Here is an 18,838-nt window from a genome sequence, read left to right as displayed (position 1 = left end):
TTTTTGGTTTCAGTTTCCATACCTCTAAGGAACTATTGAAACTGTTCTTCTTCACACATAAAATGGTTTTTTGGTTTCAGTTTCCATACCTCTAAGGAACTATTGAAACGGTATTCAAATGGGGTGGTGGGGCAGTCAATTAGCGGAGTTTCCATACCTCTAAGGAACTATTGAAACGATATGCGACGACACTGGGAACGACTGCCAGCCCTGAGTTTCCATACCTCTAAGGAACTATTGAAACACTGAATGCCTATAGGGTTTGCCGCCGAACTCAAGCGGTTTCCATACCTCTAAGGAACTATTGAAACACTTGACATGGGCTGGGCAAAATGGTACGATTGAAGGTTTCCATACCTCTAAGGAATTATTGAAACTGTCTTCATGGGTGCATGGTATCTCAAGAAAGCCTAGTTTCCATACCTCTAAGGAATTATTGAAACATTCTTCTTTGAATTCTTCAGGATTATCCTCGAAATGTTTCCATACCTCTAAGGAATTATTGAAACTGAACGCAGAAAACGATGTTGCAACAAGGTTCAATTGTTTCCATACCTCTAAGGAATTATTGAAACTTGCTACATTATTTGATGCTGTGACTGTGAAATCTAGTTTCCATACCTCTAAGGAATTATTGAAACATTCGTTTCATTCGTTTACTGCGATCGCATCACATGGTTTCCATACCTCTAAGGAATTATTGAAACTTGAAAGTACATAGAACAGTGTATGCAACACGTACGAGTTTCCATACCTCTAAGGAATTATTGAAACCAAGGAAATATTCGCCCTCTCCTACGCATACGGCTTGTTTCCATACCTCTAAGGAATTATTGAAACAGGTTGCATGATGTAGGATGGGACTCTTACCGGCAGTTTCCATACCTCTAAGGAATTATTGAAACACAAAGAGTTGAGGAAAAGTTTGTACATCAAACGGGTTTCCATACCTCTAAGGAATTATTGAAACGCAAGTTTCGACGGCAAGAAAGCGGTCAAGGTGCTATCCTGTTTCCATACCTCTAAGGAATTATTGAAACCTGTAGTCGACAACATATTTAGACAACAGGGCGCGGGTTTCCATACCTCTAAGGAATTATTGAAACTCTATTGGAACGACGTGCTCGCAGACTGCTACGAAATGTTTCCATACCTCTAAGGAATTATTGAAACAACCTAAGCCGTCTATAGTATGCCTATAGTAAGCCAGTTTCCATACCTCTAAGGAATTATTGAAACCCGTTGAGTTCAAGAGAAATTATACCACAAACACAATCTGAAAGCAAGATGTTTTTTGACCTTCCATATCCTCCCTTTCCATAAACCATTCTAACACACAAGAGAGCACCTTCAAGTACTGTTTGGAAAAATGGAATAATTGCATAGTCAAACAAGAAAAGAACACAAGCAAAAAACAGAAGATAAATTATATCAACCTACGTCGGGGCATTTTGAGGTGTTTTTGGTGAAAATCGATTAGTTCCATGTTTCACAAATAGATGAAAGAAGGTATTCCTCAGTGTGTTAGAAGTTAACTACTAATTTCTCGAATTCAAAGCACTTACACGTCATCGATTACCACAAATTCTCTTCATATTGTCTCTTCATATCATCCATTATTCCCTTTTTAACGCATAGCTTCCGGTACCAGAAAGGCGCATGAAATTTTTCGTTACCGGTAATTGCATACTCTGTATCGATCTTCCAATGCCAAGTACACACATCACCTACTTTGTGAATGATTGGAACTAACCTGGTTTGTATGCATAAAATACATTAAGATTAGACTAATAAAGATTTTTCTAACATCACCTTCTGAAATACTTCCAGATGTTAAAATATCAGAGAAGCTTTCGCCGTGGAGGTGATCTTTGTGAATCCCTACGAAGTTCTTGGTGTTCCACCCGGTGCTTCAAAAGAAGAGATAGAGAAAGCTTACAGAGAGCTGGTGAAAAAGTACCATCCAGACCGATACAAGGATCATCCTCTCAGGGATCTTGCGGAAGAAAAAATGAAGCAGATCAACGAAGCGTACGCTGTATTGATGAGTGGTGAGTTTTCAGAAACGCCCAGGCAGGAAAATGTGTTTAACACGTTCTATTCCATGGGATACAGATACAGAGGGAACGACGACTGCCGTGACATACTTGCATGTCTTGGGTGTGCGTGGTGTACAGATACCTGCTGTGAAGCGTGCGGGGGGGACTGCATCCCTTGCATGTGAAGAAAGTCGCTTATGGGGGGCTCATTTCCGCTCTCGTTGTTCTTCTACTCTACATTGGAAACTTCACGAAGAGCAAGATATTCTTTGCCGCTTTGAGCAGTGTTTTCACAGGGGTTCTTGTGGAACTTTTCGGGGTCGGATCTGTTCCAATCATAATCGCTACGAATGTTCTTGTGTTTCTTCTTGTTCCTAATCCAGGCTATGCTTCGCTCTTTTTCGTGCTTTCTTTTTACGGTTTTCTCAGAAAGAAACCGATTCTCATCAGGTTTCTCTACTTGAACGCTTCTACACTGCTTTTGGTGCTTTTTGCCTCAAAATTCTTCAATGCTGAACTACCTGATGTTTCCTTTTTTCTCTACGCACTCGGCTTTCTTGGAGTTCAGGTTGCGTTCTTCGTCTATGACTATCTGTACAACCGGATCCTTCAAGAACTTCTCAGAATCATCAGGGGGAAAAATTGATGTTTGGATATATCAAACCCTTGAAGTGCGAACTGAAAGTGAAGGAGTACGAAGAATTTAGAAGGTACTACTGCGGTGTCTGCAAAGCTTTGAAAAAGTATTCAATCATTCCGCGTTTCCTCCTCACCTACGAAGCCGCATCACTTGGACTTCTTCTTTCAAGTCTGAACAACAGCGATTTGAAAAGAAAAAGAGAACTCTGCATCTTCACCCTCAAAAAGGTGGATTTTTACTCCTCGAGTGAAATAGACGAAGTGGCTCGTATCTTCGTTGCTCTCCTCCGTGAAAAGTTGAAAGACAACTACATAGACAGAAAAAATCCTGTTTATCTATTTGCGAGCGCTTTTTTGAAGAAAGATCCCGAAATATCCAGACTTTTTGAGAACTTCTACGAAATGGAAAGAAAGGAACAAGATTTCGAAATCCTCGCAGAAAAACAGGGCAAAATAGTTGGAACAATCCTCAGCAAAATGGTTAAGGAAGAAACCCAGAGAAAAATTCTTTACTACCTTGGTCTGTCCCTTGGAAAATGGCTCTACATCATAGACGCACTGGATGACTTTGAAAAGGATAAGAGAAAAAACGTGTTCAACCCGCTCGTCAAGAAATACAACGGTGACCTTGAAAAGGCGCGATCCGAACTGAGACCCCAACTGAAGAAATGTATTGATGAAATGTGGAAGGCTTACGACCTTCTCGATATAAAGAGGAACAAGACTATACTTGATAACATCGTATACCTTGGGATACCATTCATCACAGAAAACGTTTTGATAGGCAAAACCTGTAACTTAAATCACTCAACGATCCTGTAGATCTCCACATCTCCATGTCCGTACCTTCTGTTCTCACCGGTACCGCAAAGCCTCGAGAGTTTCACCAGAGCGGTTGTTTCAGGGGTGAGGGTTTTCAAGGTCATGATAACACCGTTTTTTGTGCTTCTCAGAGAAACCGGCTGGAAGGCAGGTTCAACCTCGACACCGAGGAAGAGTTTCATGTCTTCTTTCGTCTGCTTCAGTGAGAAACCCTTTGCTCCTTTCACCTTCAAAGTGAACACCCCGGGTGAGTCGAAAAGATCTCTCTTTTCGTATATTTCGACGTAGGCTCTTCCGGGTTTCACGACTGCGTTCAAAACACGGGGAACGTTGAGAACCAAGAAGTGAAAGAGCGAAGAAAGGGGCGAGGAGATAACAAGAGCGTAACCACTCCTCGCCCGAAACGGACCGATCACCCTCATTGTTCCATCCGGTGCTTCTTCCACGAAGGAAGCCACCGCTGGATCGATGGACTCGATTTTTGAGAGGACAAACTCCCACTTCTTTTCATCCGATATGAACTCTTCTTCTACGTAGATTGGGAATCTTCCAACCACAGTGCGCACCATCCTATCGGAGATATCACTCTGTAACTGTTGTTTTCACTCTGAACGAGGTATCTCCTCGTGAGAGGAGCTTCGTCTTTTCCATGGTTCTTTATGATGTTTCTCACCTGCTTTCTTGTTTCCTCGTCAAGGAGAATGAAGAGCGAATTTGCCATGAGTCCTCCTCCGTATCCTACGTGTATGAGTACGTACTTCTTGCTTTGAAGCACTTTCTCTATCTTTTGGAATCTCTCTTCGATCTTGCTGGTGTCAAATCCTTTAAAATTCTCCTTTGCCTTTTCAAAGCGTTCTTTCTCGAACTTGAAAACTTCGGAGTAGAACTCGTTCACGATCGAAAAGATCTCTTCAATACTTTTGGGAAGTTCTACTCTGTAGTGTTTTCTCACGTGTGTGAGAAAGTAATCGTATTCTTCTTTCACAAACCTCACATCAAAGACGAAATCTCTGTTGATAGGAACAAACTCCAGAGAGAAAGTTCTGGGGTGAGTGTTGGGACGAGCTACGTAGAAGATCCCGACATCGTGCACAACCACCTGGGTTTTCAGTGTTTGAGAATCAGAAATTCTGAGAAAGCGGAAGTAGTCGGTGTTGATCCCTCTTGGATCGAATCTGAACAATCCATTCAGAAATTCATTGGTCCCGTAGAATGTTCTTTTATGATTTTTTTTATGATTTTTAATATCTTCCTGTACCCTCTTGCGGAATTCTTCAAGAAGATTCCTGTTGTTCCTCAAAACGTGCCAGGTGAGTGCAAGTTTTACAGCGCCCTTCAACGAACTTCCTGGGATATAAACGCTTCCGTCGGGATGGTGAACAACTTCAGGAATCTCCGGATTTCTTTTTCCACTTGAGAAATCTGAGTAGAGGCTTACTTCATAGAAAACACCATCTTCCACGTTTTCTACTTCCTTCAAAGTGAGAGTTTTAGAAAGCTCCTTTGTGATTTGAGGACGTTTCCTCAAAACTTCAAGAAATTTTCTTGTATTAAGCCTCACAGCTGTTTTTTTGTTGTCTTCTTCTTTTAGAACAACAAGGTTGCATGGAGGATATTTTTCACCGCTTCCTATGTGAAGGGGGGTCAGTGTTTTGAGAGTCACCTTCATTTCCTATCACCACCGAAAGCCACGCAGAGTGGAGACGTCTGAACAAAATAGTCCTCTATCTTCAACACCCCACGGCCCTCTGGCTTGAAAGGAAACACAGAACCTTCCTGAACATAGAAAAGCTCTTTCTTCACTTTCATTTCGTCGTGTTTCACGCCACGTCTTTTTATTATCCTGTAGTATCCTTCGTTTATCTTTGCTCTCTCTTCTGTGGAAGGCACAAACAGCGACAGGGTGAGATAGTACTCACCCTCTTCCGGGAAATCTGGAGCATTTTCGAACTCAGCATTGAAAAGTCCGTATCCGTACGTTGAATCAGCGCCTATTCCACTATCTCCAAGAGACTTGACAGCTGTTTTGAAAAGATCCTCGTATTCATCGGGAAATTCTGCCAAAAACGCGGGAGTGAAGCCTTCCTTTACAAATGCAACTTCCACAAAGTAGAGATTGGAGGAACTCGTTATCCTGTCGAGGGAATTTCTTGGAATCCTCACTATCTCCACCGGATTTTCCTTGCAGACAGCACCGCTTGCTTTCTTTATCGACTGATAATTAGCAAGCTTGTCCAGGAAAACGTAACTTGCTTTCTTCAGCTCCTTTGGACTTTCCTCATCATCTTCTTCCAACGAATAGGTGTTGTAAAGAAAAGGTTTTGGAACAAGAAGGCGATCACCGCGAACGAACAGAAGAGAAGAGACCTTCAACTTTCTCGCAAAGTCCTCGGCTTTCTCAGACCACTTGAAAGCGTGGTACACAACAGCACCGTAGATGGTATCGGAATGGATGGTGGGGAGGGTGGAATCGGTCTCGTTCCCCCTACCCACCCTGAAACCACTTCTGAAACTCATCTTCACCAGAAGGCGCACTCCTATCACCCTTTCACGATTTCGGGGATGGCTTTCTTAAAGCCCTCAACACCACCTTTGACCTCTTTTTCTACGGGTGTTCCCTCTCCTTTGTAGTAATCGGCGCTCTTGAAGATCACTTTTTCTATACTGAACTTCACTTTTCCGTATCCTCTGCTTCCGTTTCCACCGAGATAGTCGTCTTCGAGAAGCTCCAGAGCTGTGGCTATATTTTCGAGGTCTTCCTTTATGTGCTTTTCGTTCTCTGCTGTGTAGATGATCTCGAATTCAAATTCCGCACCTGCGGGAATTCTTTCAAAGCTTCTCGGATCGGCTTTACAGGTGACTCTGTCCAGTGCGTTCTCTGTTTTCCATTCCGTGTATGGAAGGTCGGTTTCCATGCTGAGGAGTTTCGTTTTCGAATCTTCCGTGAGGAACGCATCTCTGACAAGAAGGCGTGAAGGGATGTTATTTCCTTCTTTCGAGGTCGAACCAAACACCCTGCAGACTTTGCATTCCCTTTCTTCGCATTCGTGTCTTCTTACCTTGTTCCCAGATATATCCAGATTCAACAACCTTTCCATCAGGCTTCTCATCTTTCCTTTCACAGAGCTTCCGGGGATGTAGGGTTCTCCCGTGAGAGGATTTCTGATAACGGGATTGTCTATACCACCGATGTTCACACCGAGCTCCTGACCTCCGATCTTAAGACCTGTTTCCAGAATGATCTTTCCCTTTATGATGTACTTTCCGAGTATCGGCCTTTCCACCGCTCATCCCTCCTTATCTTCTGGCTGTCCTTCTGTTGCTTTTTTCGGATTCAGAATGGAATTTGTGATACGCAAGGATTGCATCGTAGAACTTTTTGAATTTCTCAAACTCGTCAGGAGTCTTTATCTCGTCTATGAGAGGTTCAAGTATCTCCTTCAATTCACTGATACCTTCGATATCCCTTCCAACCTGATATGCGAGAAATATCTTCATGAAGTGAAGCTCGTTAAGGATCTCTTCGTTGAACTTCTCCGGGTTATCCCTGTAGTCCTTCTTTTTGTAGATGTAGTTGCTCCAGATTTTGGTTAAGTGACCATGAAACTTTCTGAGCTGGTTTGTCTTCAGCTTTCCAGAAAGTTCCCTTCCGATTTTCTCTGCCTTTCTCACAAGGTCCTTCAAATCTTCTTTGAGAGAAACACCCTGAGAAACTGCCACCGCTCATCCCTCCTTCAGCTTTTTCTTGAGAGAAGATCCACAAACTGGAGGATTACATTCAAGGCGTTTTCACCGAGGTGATCTATGTTCTCTCTCATGAGATTTGCCACTCTTTTGTCTTCGTCTTTGTTCTCCCTTGCTTCTATGTAGGCGAGGAAGGCTTTGTTCAGAGGAGACTCTTCCCTTGTGAGATTCAAAGCCTTTCTAATGACACTTCTGTCCACTTTGTCTGCTATTTCCTTCAACTCTTGATAAAAGTTGTACATTTCGAAGAAGGTGTTCCACTTTACCGCATAGTAGTTTCTGTTCGAAAATGCTATGCTGTTCTTCCCGGATTTCTTGGCAGCGCTTTCGGCTCTTTCAGACATTTCTCTTATTAGGCTCATGCTTGTCTTTTCATCGGTGATCACGTATCCCGCGGAGAACGTCATGAAGTCGTTCGTTGTGAATCTTCCAAACGCCTCTCTCAACTCTTTTGCCACATCCAGAACATCGTTCCATCCGCCAACCAGATAGAGATCGTCTCCGCCGGAATAAATCACCATAACGTTCTTTCCTTCAACAATACTCTCTACTCTTTCTTTGAAGAAAAAGCTCATGAGCCTTGAGAGGGTGCTGTATCTGGAAAGAGTCTTTTTCTTTAAACCTTTGAGAAAGATCTTTCCAAGGTTGTCAACGTCAACAAGGAGGCTCGCTATTTTTTTGCCAGGTGCTTTTTCTGCGATTTTCTCGAACTCCTGTTCTTTGAAATACGTCACCACCTGTATTCTTCTGACGTTCTTTTCTTTTTCCGAGAATTCGTATATCCTTCTCAACTTGTAGCTGAAACCCTCTCCCGGTTCTCTCGAGAAATCGAATTTTCTCTTAAAAATCTCGAACTTTCCATTCTTCCTTTCAGCAAGATACACGTGAGACTCTTCAAGAAGTTCTCTTCCAAGCTCGTACATTTCCTTGCAGAAGTCACAGGCGATTTCTTCTTCTCCTTCTCGAATGGAAAAGAGCCTGTCTACTCTGTTTCCACAGATTTTGCAGGTGTGGTTTCCCTTCTCCTGGATCAGATTCAAATCATCGGGAAAGATCGCTTCGAGGTCTTTTTCTGTGTACATTCTGTATTTTCTTTCGTTCAACTTTTCACCGATCTTCTTGAAAACCTTGGACATGTCTTCCACGTCTTTCACCGAAAATTCAACAGATTCGATCACAAGGTGGAGTGAAAGACCCCTATTTCTGAACCATTCGTTCAGCTCGTTTCTGATCTCTTCGAGGGCTTTCTTCACCTTCTCTGTGTTGGAAAGGACAAGGTAGAAATGTCCTCCTCCTATGAAGTGAACGTTTGTCCTGTAAAAGCCTGTTTTATCAAGAATCTCATCCACAACGACTTCCTGGAGAATTTCTATGAAGAAACTCCTTCCTCTGTAGGATCTGAGAGCTCCTTTTGAAGAGACGTTGGCAATAAAATTCTGTATCCCGGAGACATCTCCCCCAACAAGTAGGAAGGGTTTCACGTTGGAATTCTCAAAGTGTGATTTCATCTCCTGGTAGGATTCAAATTTGAGGTCGTTTTCCTTTGCGTAGTCATAGAGCGAGAGAGCAAGCATAGCCGTGACCTTCAGATGGTCGTAGAGCGATATATCCATGTCTCCTTCCACTCTTGTTTCCTGAGGAATGAACGAGAAGTACTTGTAAGTGAGAAAATTCACATCATCTGGTGTGGGAGAAATCTTCTGAGCGTCTTCGACAAATCTCCTGTAGAGATCCTCGTAGGTTTTCTGATCTTCTTTCATGTCCTTTACCGCTTCCACCACTTCGTTGGCTGGTTTCGCAGGAAAGTAAGTGACGTTTCTGGAAGATTCCCCCTCCGGGATCTTTGAGAGGAGGTTGTCCATTCTTCGAAGTTCTTCAAACTTCTGACCTTCAGTCATTCTTTCTTTGCTCGAGAGGTTGTCTGCGAAGCACACGTACCAAACCTTTTCGTTTTCCAAACTTTTTTTCAGAAGATCCTTTTCATGATGGTAGTGAATGTAGTCCTGAATTACAGCGAATTTCTTCACTTTGTTTGTAAAATCGTATCCGGCAATCTGATGCCTTCTGTCATCCCCCGCCCTTCTTACGACCTTTCCTATGTCGTGCAGGAGAGCCCCAACAACAAGCTCTTCTCTGTCTTTCAAGGAAGATTCACCTCCTTTTCTCAATCAAGCTCCAGAATTTCACCCACCACAAAAGGATTCTGCTTTTGTTCTTCGTAAGTTCTCTTGTCCACAGCCAGGATAGTTTTTACTTTTCTTCCGTATCTAATTTGATTTTTGGCACGCTCGATAACGTACGTAAGAAAAGTGGTTCCACCTGTGAGATTGACGATCACTTCATCCACGTCAGAAAGATGTTCTTTGATTTCGGATACTACTCGATCTATTTCACTTACACCCATAAAAGGGTCTTCGAGAAGGATTACCCTAAATTCACCCTTGAATTCAGCTTTCTCCAGAATTTCTGAAAGAATAGCTTTTCCCTGTTTTGAAGTTATAACCAGGAGTAGATCAGGTGAAATTTTTTTCAGAACGGTGTATAAAGCACCTTTTGTCGTACCGAGAGGAGTGAGAAGAGCTCTTTTTCTGTTTCGCTGAGTTTTTCTCGCAGACTCCAGAAGTTGTTCCGGTGGGGTTTGAACAAGCACTTTCAGGTGATCTTCTATCTTTTTCAAGGAGGGAAGCTGGAGTTTGTTGAATCCGAAATGAGCAACATGATTTCTTGCCTGAAGGATGGTATCATAACCAAACGTTGAAATGCTCACAGACTCTCTAACATTTCTATCCAAGAAATCACTCTTCTCCCCTCCAGACATCAAATAGACATTTATAAGATATTCTCTTGCCAAACGAAGAGCCATACCTAAATCTCCTGTTTGAAGATAGAAATCCAGTAACTCTTTTTCAGATTCCAATTCTTTTTCGCTCAGTTCAAAATTCTCCGATTTCACATGTATAACCCTGTATCTTTTTTCGATCCCATCTAAGAGAGCCGCAATCTCTGGAACAAAAACCTCCGTCTCCTCTCTTATTCTTGCTTTATTTCTATCAATAAAATTGAAGAAATTGGTTAAATTCTTCCTTATGGCTACTATGGATCCAAGACGTATAGAAGACGAAAGATCCTGAAGTTTTTGAGACATAGAACCAAGTAGCTTTGGTTTTTTCGAACTTTGACTTCTCCTGTATATTTCTTCATTTCTCTTTTTTATCAAATCAGCGAGTTCTTTCGCATATCCATACTCTTTGAACAATCGAACAGCATATATCCATGATGTAGCTTTAGTTAGTGGGGTCAAATCTTCGCACTCTGTTACTTTTGTTTCTTTATTGTACTTGCCGTAAACTACACTCACATTAACATCTTTGGCCTCTTTAAGGTACAGGGCTACTACACTTGCCATCAATGGAATACTTCTGAACGAATGAGTAACATCCAGTATAACTCTGTCCCCTTCTTCCAAATTTTCCACAAGGTTTCTTACAAGGAAATTCATCAAGTTACTTGAAGATTCTCCTTCCGGTATTTCAAAATCTTTAATATTTGATCTCAAAAATCTTCTACACTCATCCCATGTTTTGCTTTCTTTCACGGTTTTTGTTAGGAAGAATATTGTTTCAACTTGTTTTCCTATATGATTCAGATATTCAATTAATGCTAGTGGGAAAATCGATTGTCGAACACAAAAAATATCCTGGGAGCCATCATTTTTTACACACCCATCTAAAAGATTCCCATTAATTTTAATTTCGCTTTCTTCATACTTACCCAGGCCAAGAAATGTAACCAGTTTTACAACTTCGCCCATCTTTTCACCTCTCATATTTTTTCAAGGCTACCATTCCGAATCCCATGCTGTTTTTCTCTCCAAAACCCGCTTCATAGCCGATCTCTACAAGCTTTTTCTCGCCCCTGATTTTGAACGGGAAAACCACGGCTCTGACGAACGCGTTTTTCAATTTGATCCTCTTGGTTATCCGATGACGTGATTTGATGTAATCCCAATCGGGGATGACTTCAACAGTGCCTTCTGGATCTTTTCCGTAAAAAGCTCTGTACTTCTTCATAAGATTTTTTCTGAAAACTTCGTAGAACTCTTCTTCTTCCGGATGAAGATACCTGTGGTAAAGCTTTCCATTGTTTTCTTCAGGTACACTGACCACAAGCGGTGACAGCATGATAAAGTGGTATTCCGACTGGTCAGGAAGAGAATTTTCGATGTCAATGGATTTCACGATGAACTCTGTTTTTCCTACCCTGATCACGGGATCTTCGGAGAGAGAAGAAAACATGTACCTGACGAATTCAACTACTGGGGATGAGATGTACCACCATCCTTTTCCTGGAAATATGAAGATTCTCTCACCGCTGACTCTGGAATTTTCAAAGAAAAGTTGTGAAAAAGTGAAAAACTTGAACCTCTTCCCATAACCCTTCTCGTGAAGGAATCTGGCAAAGTTTTCATTCTGTGAAGCCAATCTCTTGTAGATGAAAGAAGAAAGAAAATAGTTGTAATTCAACGGAACAGTGCTTTCCATCGCCTGAAAAGAAACTTTCAATCTCATACTGTTTCCCCCTTGGATGTCTTTGTGATAATTTTATCATTAAAATTTTCTTTGCATACTATCCTTTTTTTCTTTGAATAGTCATTATCGATGATCTTTCTGATTTAATGGTCAAGAAAAATTCCCCAAACTCTGCAATTTTTTGTTTGACCAAATATATGCAAAAAGTATATAATTTTCCTGAGGTGAGAGTCGTGAGAAAGGTCTGTCAGTGCTGGTGGTGCGGGTATTGATACTCCCTCCCCTTACCACGAAGAAGAACAAAACGGGGAGGGAAGACTATGGCAGAGGCAAAGAACGCTCCGTTGATTGGAAAGGATGCCCTTGGTCGAGAAGTTCGTGATCTTTCTAAAGTCCCATGGTGGGGCGTGGACAGGAAAGAAATAGAGTGGTACCCAACCATCGATTACGATAAATGTGTGACATGTGGAATCTGCTTTGTAACCTGTGGAAGACGAGTGTTCGACTTCGACAAAAAAGAGGGAAAAGTGATAGTGGCGCGTCCTTACAACTGTATGGTCGCGTGTCAGACGTGCATGAACCTTTGTCCAACAGGAGCGATAAGTTTCCCCGATGCTTCCTATATAAAAAAGCTGGTTGCGCAGAACAAAATTGTGAAGAAAGCCTTTGAGATAATAAAGCCTCTCCTGGCCGAAGATCATCTGTCACCAAAGGAAACGGAAACCAAACCCGAACCCTGAGAGGAGGTGAGACAATGATCATAGCCATTCCCGTCTCCGAAAACAGAGGAAAAGATTCTCCCATATCGGAACACTTCGGTAGGGCACCGTATTTCGCATTCGTGAAGGTGAAGGACAACACGATAGTGGATATCAGTGTTGAAGAAAACCCTCTTGCACAGGATCATGTTCACGGTGCTGTCCCAAATTTTGTGAAAGAAAAAGGAGCGGAGCTGGTGATAGTGAGAGGTATCGGAAGAAGAGCCATCGCTGCCTTCGAAGCCATGGGTGTAAAAGTGATAAGGGGTGCATCTGGAACGGTGAAAGAAGTGGTGAACCAGTATCTCTCAGGACAACTGAAAGATTCAGACTACGAAGTTCACGATCATCACCACCACGAACATCACTGAAAAACAAAGAGGGGCTTTGGCCCCTCTTTTTCATTCTAGATCTCTGAGGATGGATTCGAGCCTTGCGAGACGTTCCCTGTTGGTGTTGAGTTTTTCTTTCGTTTCTTCGATCACTTCCTCAGGTGCCTTTTCGACAAAGTCTTTGTTTGCGAGTTTCTTCTCCAGACGATCTATTTCTTTCTGGATCTTCTCCATGATCTGTTTCAATCTCTCTTTTTCCTTTTCGAAATCTATGAGCCCTCCAAGATCCACGTAGGCCTCTATTTCCTCTTCAACGTAGGCTGTTGCAGTCTTCGGCGGTTTTTCGTTCACGAAACTGACTTCTTCTATGTTTCCGAGGGTCTTGAGAAGGAGCTCTTCTTCTTCCGTGACTTCGTAGCCCTTGATGTACACCTTCACTTTCTGAGACTGCGGCAGATTCATCTCGGCCCTCACGTTCCTAACACCGCGCACCATGTTCATGAGCCTGGTGAATTCCTTCTCTGCGGTTTCGTCGATGAGTTCTCTTTCAACCTCTGGCCACTTCGCTATCGTTATGGATTCACCAGCCACGGGGAGTTTCTGCCAGAGCTCTTCTGTGAGGAACGGCATGAACGGGTGAAGGAGTCTCAAGGACGCATCCAGCACCTTCACAAGCACCGTCTGAACAAGGTTCCTCTCTTCGGTCTTCAACCTCGGCTTTGAAGCCTCTATGTACCAATCACAGAAATCATCCCAGAAGAAGTTGTAAATGGTCCTTGCTGCGATGTTGAAGTCGTAGTTCTCGAGAGCGTTTGTGACTTCTTCCACCGTTTTGTTGAGTCTCGTGAGAATCCATTTGTCAACCGTCTTGAGGTTTTCGAGAGGTACCTCTTTGTAATCTTCAAGGTTCATCAAAACAAACCTCGTGGCGTTCCATATCTTGTTCGCGAACTTCTTGTAGGCGTCGAAGTACCTCGGATCGAGCTTTATGTCTCTTCCCTGAGCGGCGAGTATTGCGAGGGTGAACCTCATCGGATCGGCACCGTACTCGTCTATCACCTCGAGGGGATCGATGCCGTTTCCGAGAGATTTGCTCATCTTCCTTCCGTATTTGTCCCTGACGAGCTGGTGAATGTAGACATGGCTGAAAGGTTTGTCGTTCATGAACTCGTATCCCATCATGATCATTCTCGCGACCCAGAAGAAGATGATGTCAAAGCCTGTGACGAGAAGGTCTGTTGGATAGTACCTCTTTAGGTCTTCGGTTTCTTCGGGCCAACCGAGAGTCGAAAACGGCCAGAGTGCAGAGGAGAACCAGGTGTCGAGCACGTCTTCGTCCTGTTTCAGATTCGTGGAGCCGCACTTTTCACACTTTTCCACGTCTTCTTCGGAGACGTTCAGATGGCCGCAGTCCTGACAGTACCAGACGGGAATCCTGTGGCCCCACCAGAGCTGTCTGGAGATACACCAGTCCCTGATTTCGTACATCCAGTTCAGATAGACCTTCGTCCATCTCTCCGGGAAGAACCTTATCTCTCCATTTTCTACGGCCTCAATAGCTCTTTTGGCAAGCGGTTTTGTGGAAACGAACCACTGGTCGGAAAGCTTCGGTTCTATCACCGTGTCACATCTGTAGCAGTGCCCAACAGAATGAGTGTAATCCTCTATCTTGACGAGAAAGCCCTGTTCTTCAAGATCCTTCACTATTTTCTCTCTCGCCTCGTACCTGTCCAGTCCTTTGTATTTTCCACCGTTTTCGTTTATCCTCGCGTTGTCATCGAAGATTTCTATCATTGGAAGGTTGTGTCTTTGAGCTATGAGATAGTCGTTCGGGTCGTGCGCAGGGGTTACCTTCACCGCACCCGTTCCGAACTTCGGGTCAACGTACTTGTCCGCGACAACGGGTATTTCTCTTCCAACGAGCGGAAGAATGAGCGTCTTACCGACGAAGTTTTTGTACCTTTCATCCTCCGGGTGAACGGCGACGGCCGTGTCACCGAGCATCGTCTCGGGTCTTGTGGTTGCCACAACGATGTACTCATCGGAATCTTTGACGGGATACTTCACGTAGTAGAGTTTGGACTTGTGTTCCTTGTGTTCGACTTCCTCGTCCGAGAGCACCGTTTTACACCTTGGACACCAGTTCACTATGTACTTTCCTCTGTATATCAGACCCTTCCTGTAGAGCTCAACAAACACCTTCCTTACGGCTCTGCTAAGCCCCTCGTCCAGTGTGAACCTCTCCCTTGTCCAGTCCACCGAGGCTCCAAGAGCCTTTATCTGTTCTCTTATTTCCCTCCTGTATTTGTTAGCCCACTCCCAGGTGATCTCAAGGAACTTTTCTCTTCCGATTTCCTCCCTCGTCTTTCCCTGTGTTTGAAGAAGGAACTTTTCCACCGCGTTCTGCGTGGCGATACCCGCGTGGTCTTCTCCGGGTACCCAGAGGACATCGTACCCTTTCATTCTCTTGTATCTGACCACGATATCCTGGAGAGTTATGTTCAGAGCGTGCCCCATGTGGATCCTTCCGGTGATGTTTGGAGGCGGTATCACAATGGAGAATTTCTCTCCGACACCTTTCGGTGTGAAGTAGCCTTTTTCTTCCCAGTATCTGTACCATTTGGTCTCTATCTCAGCTGGATTGTATCTCGTCGAGAGTTCTGCCACTCTCAGCACCTCCTTTTCCTGTGATATTTTATCAGAAACCGAGGATCGCTCCGATCACTCCACACCCAAAAATGATGAAAAGAGGGTGCACCTTGAAGAAAGAACACACAAAAGCGGCAGCAGAAAGCAGGATCAACACAGGATTCTGAACGGAACTGAGAAGCGAAAGGAGCGTCACGATCAAAAGGGTTGTGGTGGCCCCTTCGAGCGCTTTCATCAACCTCACTCTCTGAAGCTTCACGTATTTTCTGAGGAAAATAGCAGTGGTGATAACCAGAATGGGAGCCCCAAGGAAGGCGAGCGTGTTCAACACCGCACCTATCAGACCAAAAAATTTGTATCCCGTGTAAGTTGCCAGGTTTATCGCAACGGGACCTGGAGTCATTTGAGCGATCGAAACCGCCTGAGAGAACTCCTCAGGAGAGAGAAAGCCACCGGTGACGAGTTCGTTCTTGAGTATTCCAACGATCGCCCATCCACCGCCAAAAGAAAGAAAACCGACCTTCAGAAAGATGAAGGCGAGTTTCAGCAAGGTTCATACCTCCTTCAGATACAGAAGCAGAACGAGCAAAATGACCACCGGAATCACGAGGGATCCATTGAGAAGCAGAACGAAAACCGCTACTCCTATCATAACGGCTCTGTAGAGATCCCAGCGCTGGTTTTTCACAAGCCGGTACAGAACACTCCCTACAAGTCCGATTATGGAAGCGTAAGCACCTCTCAGAAAACTCCGAACGTAGCTGATTCCTGAAAGAGTGCGTATCACTTCCGCAACCGCAACTATGGCAAAAAACGGTGGTAGCACAACGGCCAATCCAGAGGCGATCGCACCGTAGATACCTGCGAGTCTCCTTCCCACAAGCACCGCAGTGTTGAAGGCGATAGGACCCGGTACCACCTGAGCTGTGCTCACGATACGAAAGAATTCTTTCTCCGTCAAAAGGCCGGATCTTTCCAGTTCCCATTTCATCACGGGAATCATGGCGTATCCTCCACCTATGGTGAGGGCGGAGATCCTCAAGAAAAGGAAGAACAGTCTTCCAATCAAATTCGATCCCTCCTGAACTTCGATTTTAGAACTTTTTCCTTCAACACAAATTTCCATTGAGTTAAATCTGAATATGATTTAATAGTATCAAAAGAAACCGGGAGGGATCGAGTTGGTACTCGTCGTGGATTACGGCTCTCAGTATTCCAGACTCATAACGAGAAGGATCAGAGAAAACGAGGTCTATTCCGAAGTGGTTTTCCCCGATGACAAGGTGGACCTTTCAAAAGTAGACGCCGTGATCCTCTCCGGTGGTCCAAGAAGCGTTTATGAAGAGGACGCCCCAAAGCTTCCAGAGTGGTTCCAAGAATACAAAGGCCCAGTACTCGCTATTTGTTATGGAATGCAGCTGATCGTGAAAGAACTAGGAGGAGAGGTCAGGAGAGGACGAGGGGAGTACGGAAGAACCCTCGTGGAGCTCTCGAGGGATCCGATATTCGAAGGAATTCCGGAGAAGGTTCACGTCTGGATGAGCCACGGCGATGAGGTGGTTAGGCTTCCGGAAGGGTTCCACCCGATCGCTGTGTCCGAAACGGGTGTGATCGCCGCTGCCACAGATGGAAAAAGGTTCTGGCTGCTCCAGTTCCACCCGGAAGTGCACCACACCGAGTACGGTGATCGTATGATTTCCAACTTCCTCTTCAATGTGTGTAAGCTTGAGAAAAACTGGAAGATAGGAGACCTCGTGGAAGAGAAAATAAGACACATCAAAGAGACCATAGGGAACAAAAAAGCGATCCTCGCGCTTTCTGGAGGGGTAGATTCTTCCGTTGCAGCGGTCCTCGTGCACAGAGCGATAGGAAAGAACCTCGTGTGTGTCTTCGTGGACCACGGCCTTCTCAGAAAGAACGAGCGAGAAGAAGTGGAGAGAGTCTTCAAGGAACACTTCGACATGAATCTGGTTGTTGTGGATGCCAGGAAGAGATTTCTCGAAAAACTCAGAGGAGTCACGGATCCGGAGAAGAAGAGGAAGATCATAGGAGAAGAATTCATACGAGTGTTCGAAGAGGAAGCGAAAAAACACGATGTGGAATTTCTTGTTCAGGGAACGATCTATTCAGACGTCATAGAAAGCGCCGCATCCGGAAAGACGACTGCGAAGATAAAGAGCCACCACAACGTGGGCGGTCTTCCAGAGAAGATGAACCTGAAACTGGTAGAACCCCTCAGAGACCTCTTCAAAGACGAGGTGAGAAAAGTAGGAAAGTATCTCGGCATACCGGACAGGATCATAAACAGGCATCCGTTCCCTGGCCCTGGACTCGCCGTGAGGGTGCTGGGAGAGGTCACGGAAGAAAAGCTCGAAATCCTGAGAGAAGCGGACTACATATTCATAGAAACTCTCAGAAAGCATGACTACTACGATAAAGTGTGGCAGGCGTTTGCGGTTCTTCTTCCTATAAAAAGCGTAGGCGTGAAGGGTGACGCGAGGGCGTATGAGTACGTGGTGGCGCTTCGAGCCGTGAACAGCGTGGAGGGGATGACCGCAGACTGGTCCAGAATTCCGCATGATATACTGGACGAGGCAGCAAGAAGGATCACAAGAGAAGTGAAAGGTGTCGGCAGAGTGGTCTACGATATAACTTCAAAACCGCCTGCAACCATAGAGTGGGAGTGAGAACTTGGAAGAACTGCTGAAAGAACTCGAAAGGATACGAGAAGAAGCAAAACCGCTCGTTGAACAGCGGTTCGAAGAGTTCAAAAGATTGGGCGAAGAAGGAACAGAAGAGGATCTCTTCTGTGAACTCTCTTTCTGTGTTCTCACAGCCAACTGGAGTGCGGAAGGTGGAATTAGAGCGCAGAAAGAAATCGGAAAGGGTTTTGTGCATCTTCCCCTTGAGGAACTCGCGGAAAAACTGAGAGAGGTTGGACACAGGTATCCTCAAAAGAGAGCCGAGTTCATAGTAGAAAACAGAAAACTGCTGGGAAAGTTGAAGAACCTTGTGAAGGGTGATCCTTTTCAATCCAGAGAGTTCCTAGTAAGAAACGCAAAGGGGATCGGCTGGAAAGAGGCGAGCCACTTTCTCAGAAACACCGGTGTGGAAGACCTCGCCATTTTGGATAAACACGTTCTGAAACTCATGAAAAGACACGGCCTGATTCAGGAGATACCAAAAGGATGGAGTAAGAAAAGATATCTCTACGTGGAAGAGATCCTCAGAAAAGTCGCCGAAGCGTTTGGAGAATCTCCCGGGAAGTTCGATCTCTACCTGTGGTACCTTGTGAAGGGAAAGGTGGATAAATAGGGGGTGATGGG

18 protein-coding genes and 1 CRISPR repeat array (1 of these 19 only partly in view) are annotated in these 18,838 nt (G+C 44.4%); of the genes, 7 read left to right on the top strand and 11 right to left on the bottom strand.

What is annotated here, in order from left to right:
- A CRISPR array of direct repeats spans positions 1-1,239; the repeat unit is 30 nt; unit sequence GTTTCCATACCTCTAAGGAACTATTGAAAC (it extends 905 nt beyond the left edge of the window).
- 634 nt (positions 1,240-1,873) lie between these two features.
- From TRQ2_RS05225 to TRQ2_RS05215, 3 genes are read left to right on the top strand one after another with little or no spacing between them, the layout of a single operon-like run.
- Positions 1,874-2,224: a J domain-containing protein gene (locus TRQ2_RS05225; protein WP_011943631.1), complete on the top strand. Its 351-nt coding sequence runs from the start codon at positions 1,874-1,876 to the stop codon at positions 2,222-2,224.
- On the top strand, positions 2,221-2,685 hold the full coding sequence (locus TRQ2_RS05220) for a hypothetical protein (RefSeq protein WP_238374334.1): 465 nt from the start codon (positions 2,221-2,223) through the stop codon (positions 2,683-2,685). Before TRQ2_RS05225 ends, TRQ2_RS05220 begins: the two co-directional genes overlap by 4 nt.
- Positions 2,685-3,500, top strand: coding sequence for a DUF5685 family protein (locus TRQ2_RS05215; RefSeq protein WP_011943633.1), 816 nt, complete (start codon positions 2,685-2,687; stop codon positions 3,498-3,500). The genes TRQ2_RS05220 and TRQ2_RS05215 overlap by 1 nt, the downstream gene beginning before the upstream one ends.
- Here TRQ2_RS05215 and TRQ2_RS05210 read toward each other — a convergent pair.
- The 8 genes from TRQ2_RS05210 to cas6 are packed head-to-tail and all read right to left on the bottom strand — an operon-like array spanning position 3,482 to position 11,812.
- Positions 3,482-4,057, bottom strand: a complete 576-nt coding sequence (locus tag TRQ2_RS05210) for a hypothetical protein (protein WP_011943634.1) — start codon at positions 4,055-4,057, stop codon at positions 3,482-3,484. The two genes, TRQ2_RS05215 and TRQ2_RS05210, sit on opposite strands and share 19 nt — an antisense overlap.
- Positions 4,030-5,169: a type III-A CRISPR-associated RAMP protein Csm5 gene (gene csm5 / locus TRQ2_RS05205; RefSeq protein WP_012310880.1), complete on the bottom strand. Its 1,140-nt coding sequence runs from the start codon at positions 5,167-5,169 to the stop codon at positions 4,030-4,032. The genes TRQ2_RS05210 and csm5 overlap by 28 nt, the downstream gene beginning before the upstream one ends.
- Positions 5,166-6,023, bottom strand: a complete 858-nt coding sequence (gene csm4 / locus TRQ2_RS05200) for a type III-A CRISPR-associated RAMP protein Csm4 (protein ID WP_011943636.1) — start codon at positions 6,021-6,023, stop codon at positions 5,166-5,168. Before csm4 ends, csm5 begins: the two co-directional genes overlap by 4 nt.
- 17 nt (positions 6,024-6,040) lie before the next feature.
- Complete coding sequence (gene csm3 / locus TRQ2_RS05195; RefSeq protein WP_012310879.1) at positions 6,041-6,784, bottom strand: type III-A CRISPR-associated RAMP protein Csm3; 744 nt, start codon at positions 6,782-6,784, stop codon at positions 6,041-6,043.
- Between the two features lie 13 nt (positions 6,785-6,797).
- The gene (csm2, locus tag TRQ2_RS05190; protein ID WP_012310878.1) at positions 6,798-7,220 is read right to left on the bottom strand and encodes a type III-A CRISPR-associated protein Csm2; all 423 of its coding nucleotides are present in this window, start codon (positions 7,218-7,220) and stop codon (positions 6,798-6,800) included.
- 14 nt (positions 7,221-7,234) lie between these two features.
- Positions 7,235-9,388: a type III-A CRISPR-associated protein Cas10/Csm1 gene (cas10, locus tag TRQ2_RS05185; protein ID WP_012310877.1), complete on the bottom strand. Its 2,154-nt coding sequence runs from the start codon at positions 9,386-9,388 to the stop codon at positions 7,235-7,237.
- 20 nt (positions 9,389-9,408) lie between these two features.
- Positions 9,409-11,055 carry a TM1812 family CRISPR-associated protein gene (locus TRQ2_RS05180; RefSeq protein ID WP_012310876.1) on the bottom strand — a complete coding sequence of 549 codons (1,647 nt, stop codon included), beginning with the start codon at positions 11,053-11,055 and terminating at the stop codon, positions 9,409-9,411.
- Positions 11,056-11,059: 4 nt separating this feature from the next.
- Positions 11,060-11,812, bottom strand: coding sequence for a CRISPR-associated endoribonuclease Cas6 (gene cas6, locus TRQ2_RS05175; protein ID WP_012310875.1), 753 nt, complete (start codon positions 11,810-11,812; stop codon positions 11,060-11,062).
- 281 nt (positions 11,813-12,093) lie between these two features.
- Between cas6 and TRQ2_RS05170 the strand changes: the two genes are divergently transcribed.
- Together TRQ2_RS05170 and TRQ2_RS05165 are read left to right on the top strand one after the other, a co-directional pair.
- The gene (locus TRQ2_RS05170) at positions 12,094-12,513 is read left to right on the top strand and encodes a ferredoxin family protein (protein ID WP_004082361.1); all 420 of its coding nucleotides are present in this window, start codon (positions 12,094-12,096) and stop codon (positions 12,511-12,513) included.
- A 14-nt stretch (positions 12,514-12,527) separates the two neighbouring features.
- Entirely contained in the window at positions 12,528-12,902 is a 375-nt protein-coding gene (locus tag TRQ2_RS05165; protein WP_011943640.1) for a NifB/NifX family molybdenum-iron cluster-binding protein, read from the top strand.
- A gap of 30 nt (positions 12,903-12,932) precedes the next feature.
- Here the strand turns inward: TRQ2_RS05165 and TRQ2_RS05160 are convergent, their stop codons facing one another.
- The 3 genes from TRQ2_RS05160 to TRQ2_RS05150 are packed head-to-tail and all read right to left on the bottom strand — an operon-like array spanning position 12,933 to position 16,581.
- Positions 12,933-15,530: a valine--tRNA ligase gene (locus tag TRQ2_RS05160; RefSeq protein ID WP_012310874.1), complete on the bottom strand. Its 2,598-nt coding sequence runs from the start codon at positions 15,528-15,530 to the stop codon at positions 12,933-12,935.
- Between the two features lie 31 nt (positions 15,531-15,561).
- Positions 15,562-16,062: a chromate transporter gene (locus TRQ2_RS05155; protein ID WP_011943641.1), complete on the bottom strand. Its 501-nt coding sequence runs from the start codon at positions 16,060-16,062 to the stop codon at positions 15,562-15,564.
- Positions 16,063-16,065: 3 nt separating this feature from the next.
- Entirely contained in the window at positions 16,066-16,581 is a 516-nt protein-coding gene (locus tag TRQ2_RS05150) for a chromate transporter (RefSeq protein WP_012310873.1), read from the bottom strand.
- Between the two features lie 112 nt (positions 16,582-16,693).
- Here TRQ2_RS05150 and guaA point away from each other — a divergent pair, with 112 nt between their 5' ends.
- Together guaA and TRQ2_RS05140 are read left to right on the top strand one after the other, a co-directional pair.
- Positions 16,694-18,199 carry a glutamine-hydrolyzing GMP synthase gene (guaA, locus tag TRQ2_RS05145; RefSeq protein ID WP_004082366.1) on the top strand — a complete coding sequence of 502 codons (1,506 nt, stop codon included), beginning with the start codon at positions 16,694-16,696 and terminating at the stop codon, positions 18,197-18,199.
- 4 nt (positions 18,200-18,203) lie between these two features.
- Positions 18,204-18,827: an N-glycosylase/DNA lyase gene (locus tag TRQ2_RS05140; protein WP_012310872.1), complete on the top strand. Its 624-nt coding sequence runs from the start codon at positions 18,204-18,206 to the stop codon at positions 18,825-18,827.
- Positions 18,828-18,838: the final 11 nt, after the last annotated feature.

The sequence above is a fragment of the Thermotoga sp. RQ2 genome, from assembly GCF_000019625.1.
GTDB classification, from domain to species: domain Bacteria; phylum Thermotogota; class Thermotogae; order Thermotogales; family Thermotogaceae; genus Thermotoga; species Thermotoga maritima.
This window is presented reverse-complemented; position numbering and strand designations above follow the sequence as displayed.

Coding starts and splice junctions, on each gene's coding strand:
- TRQ2_RS05215 (WP_011943633.1), top strand. CDS start 2,685: ATGTTTGGATATATCAAACCCTTGAAGTGCGAACTGAAAGTGAAGGAG.
- csm5 (WP_012310880.1), bottom strand. CDS start 5,169: ATGAAGGTGACTCTCAAAACACTGACCCCCCTTCACATAGGAAGCGGT.
- TRQ2_RS05180 (WP_012310876.1), bottom strand. CDS start 11,055: ATGGGCGAAGTTGTAAAACTGGTTACATTTCTTGGCCTGGGTAAGTAT.
- cas6 (WP_012310875.1), bottom strand. CDS start 11,812: ATGAGATTGAAAGTTTCTTTTCAGGCGATGGAAAGCACTGTTCCGTTG.
- TRQ2_RS05170 (WP_004082361.1), top strand. CDS start 12,094: ATGGCAGAGGCAAAGAACGCTCCGTTGATTGGAAAGGATGCCCTTGGT.
- TRQ2_RS05165 (WP_011943640.1), top strand. CDS start 12,528: ATGATCATAGCCATTCCCGTCTCCGAAAACAGAGGAAAAGATTCTCCC.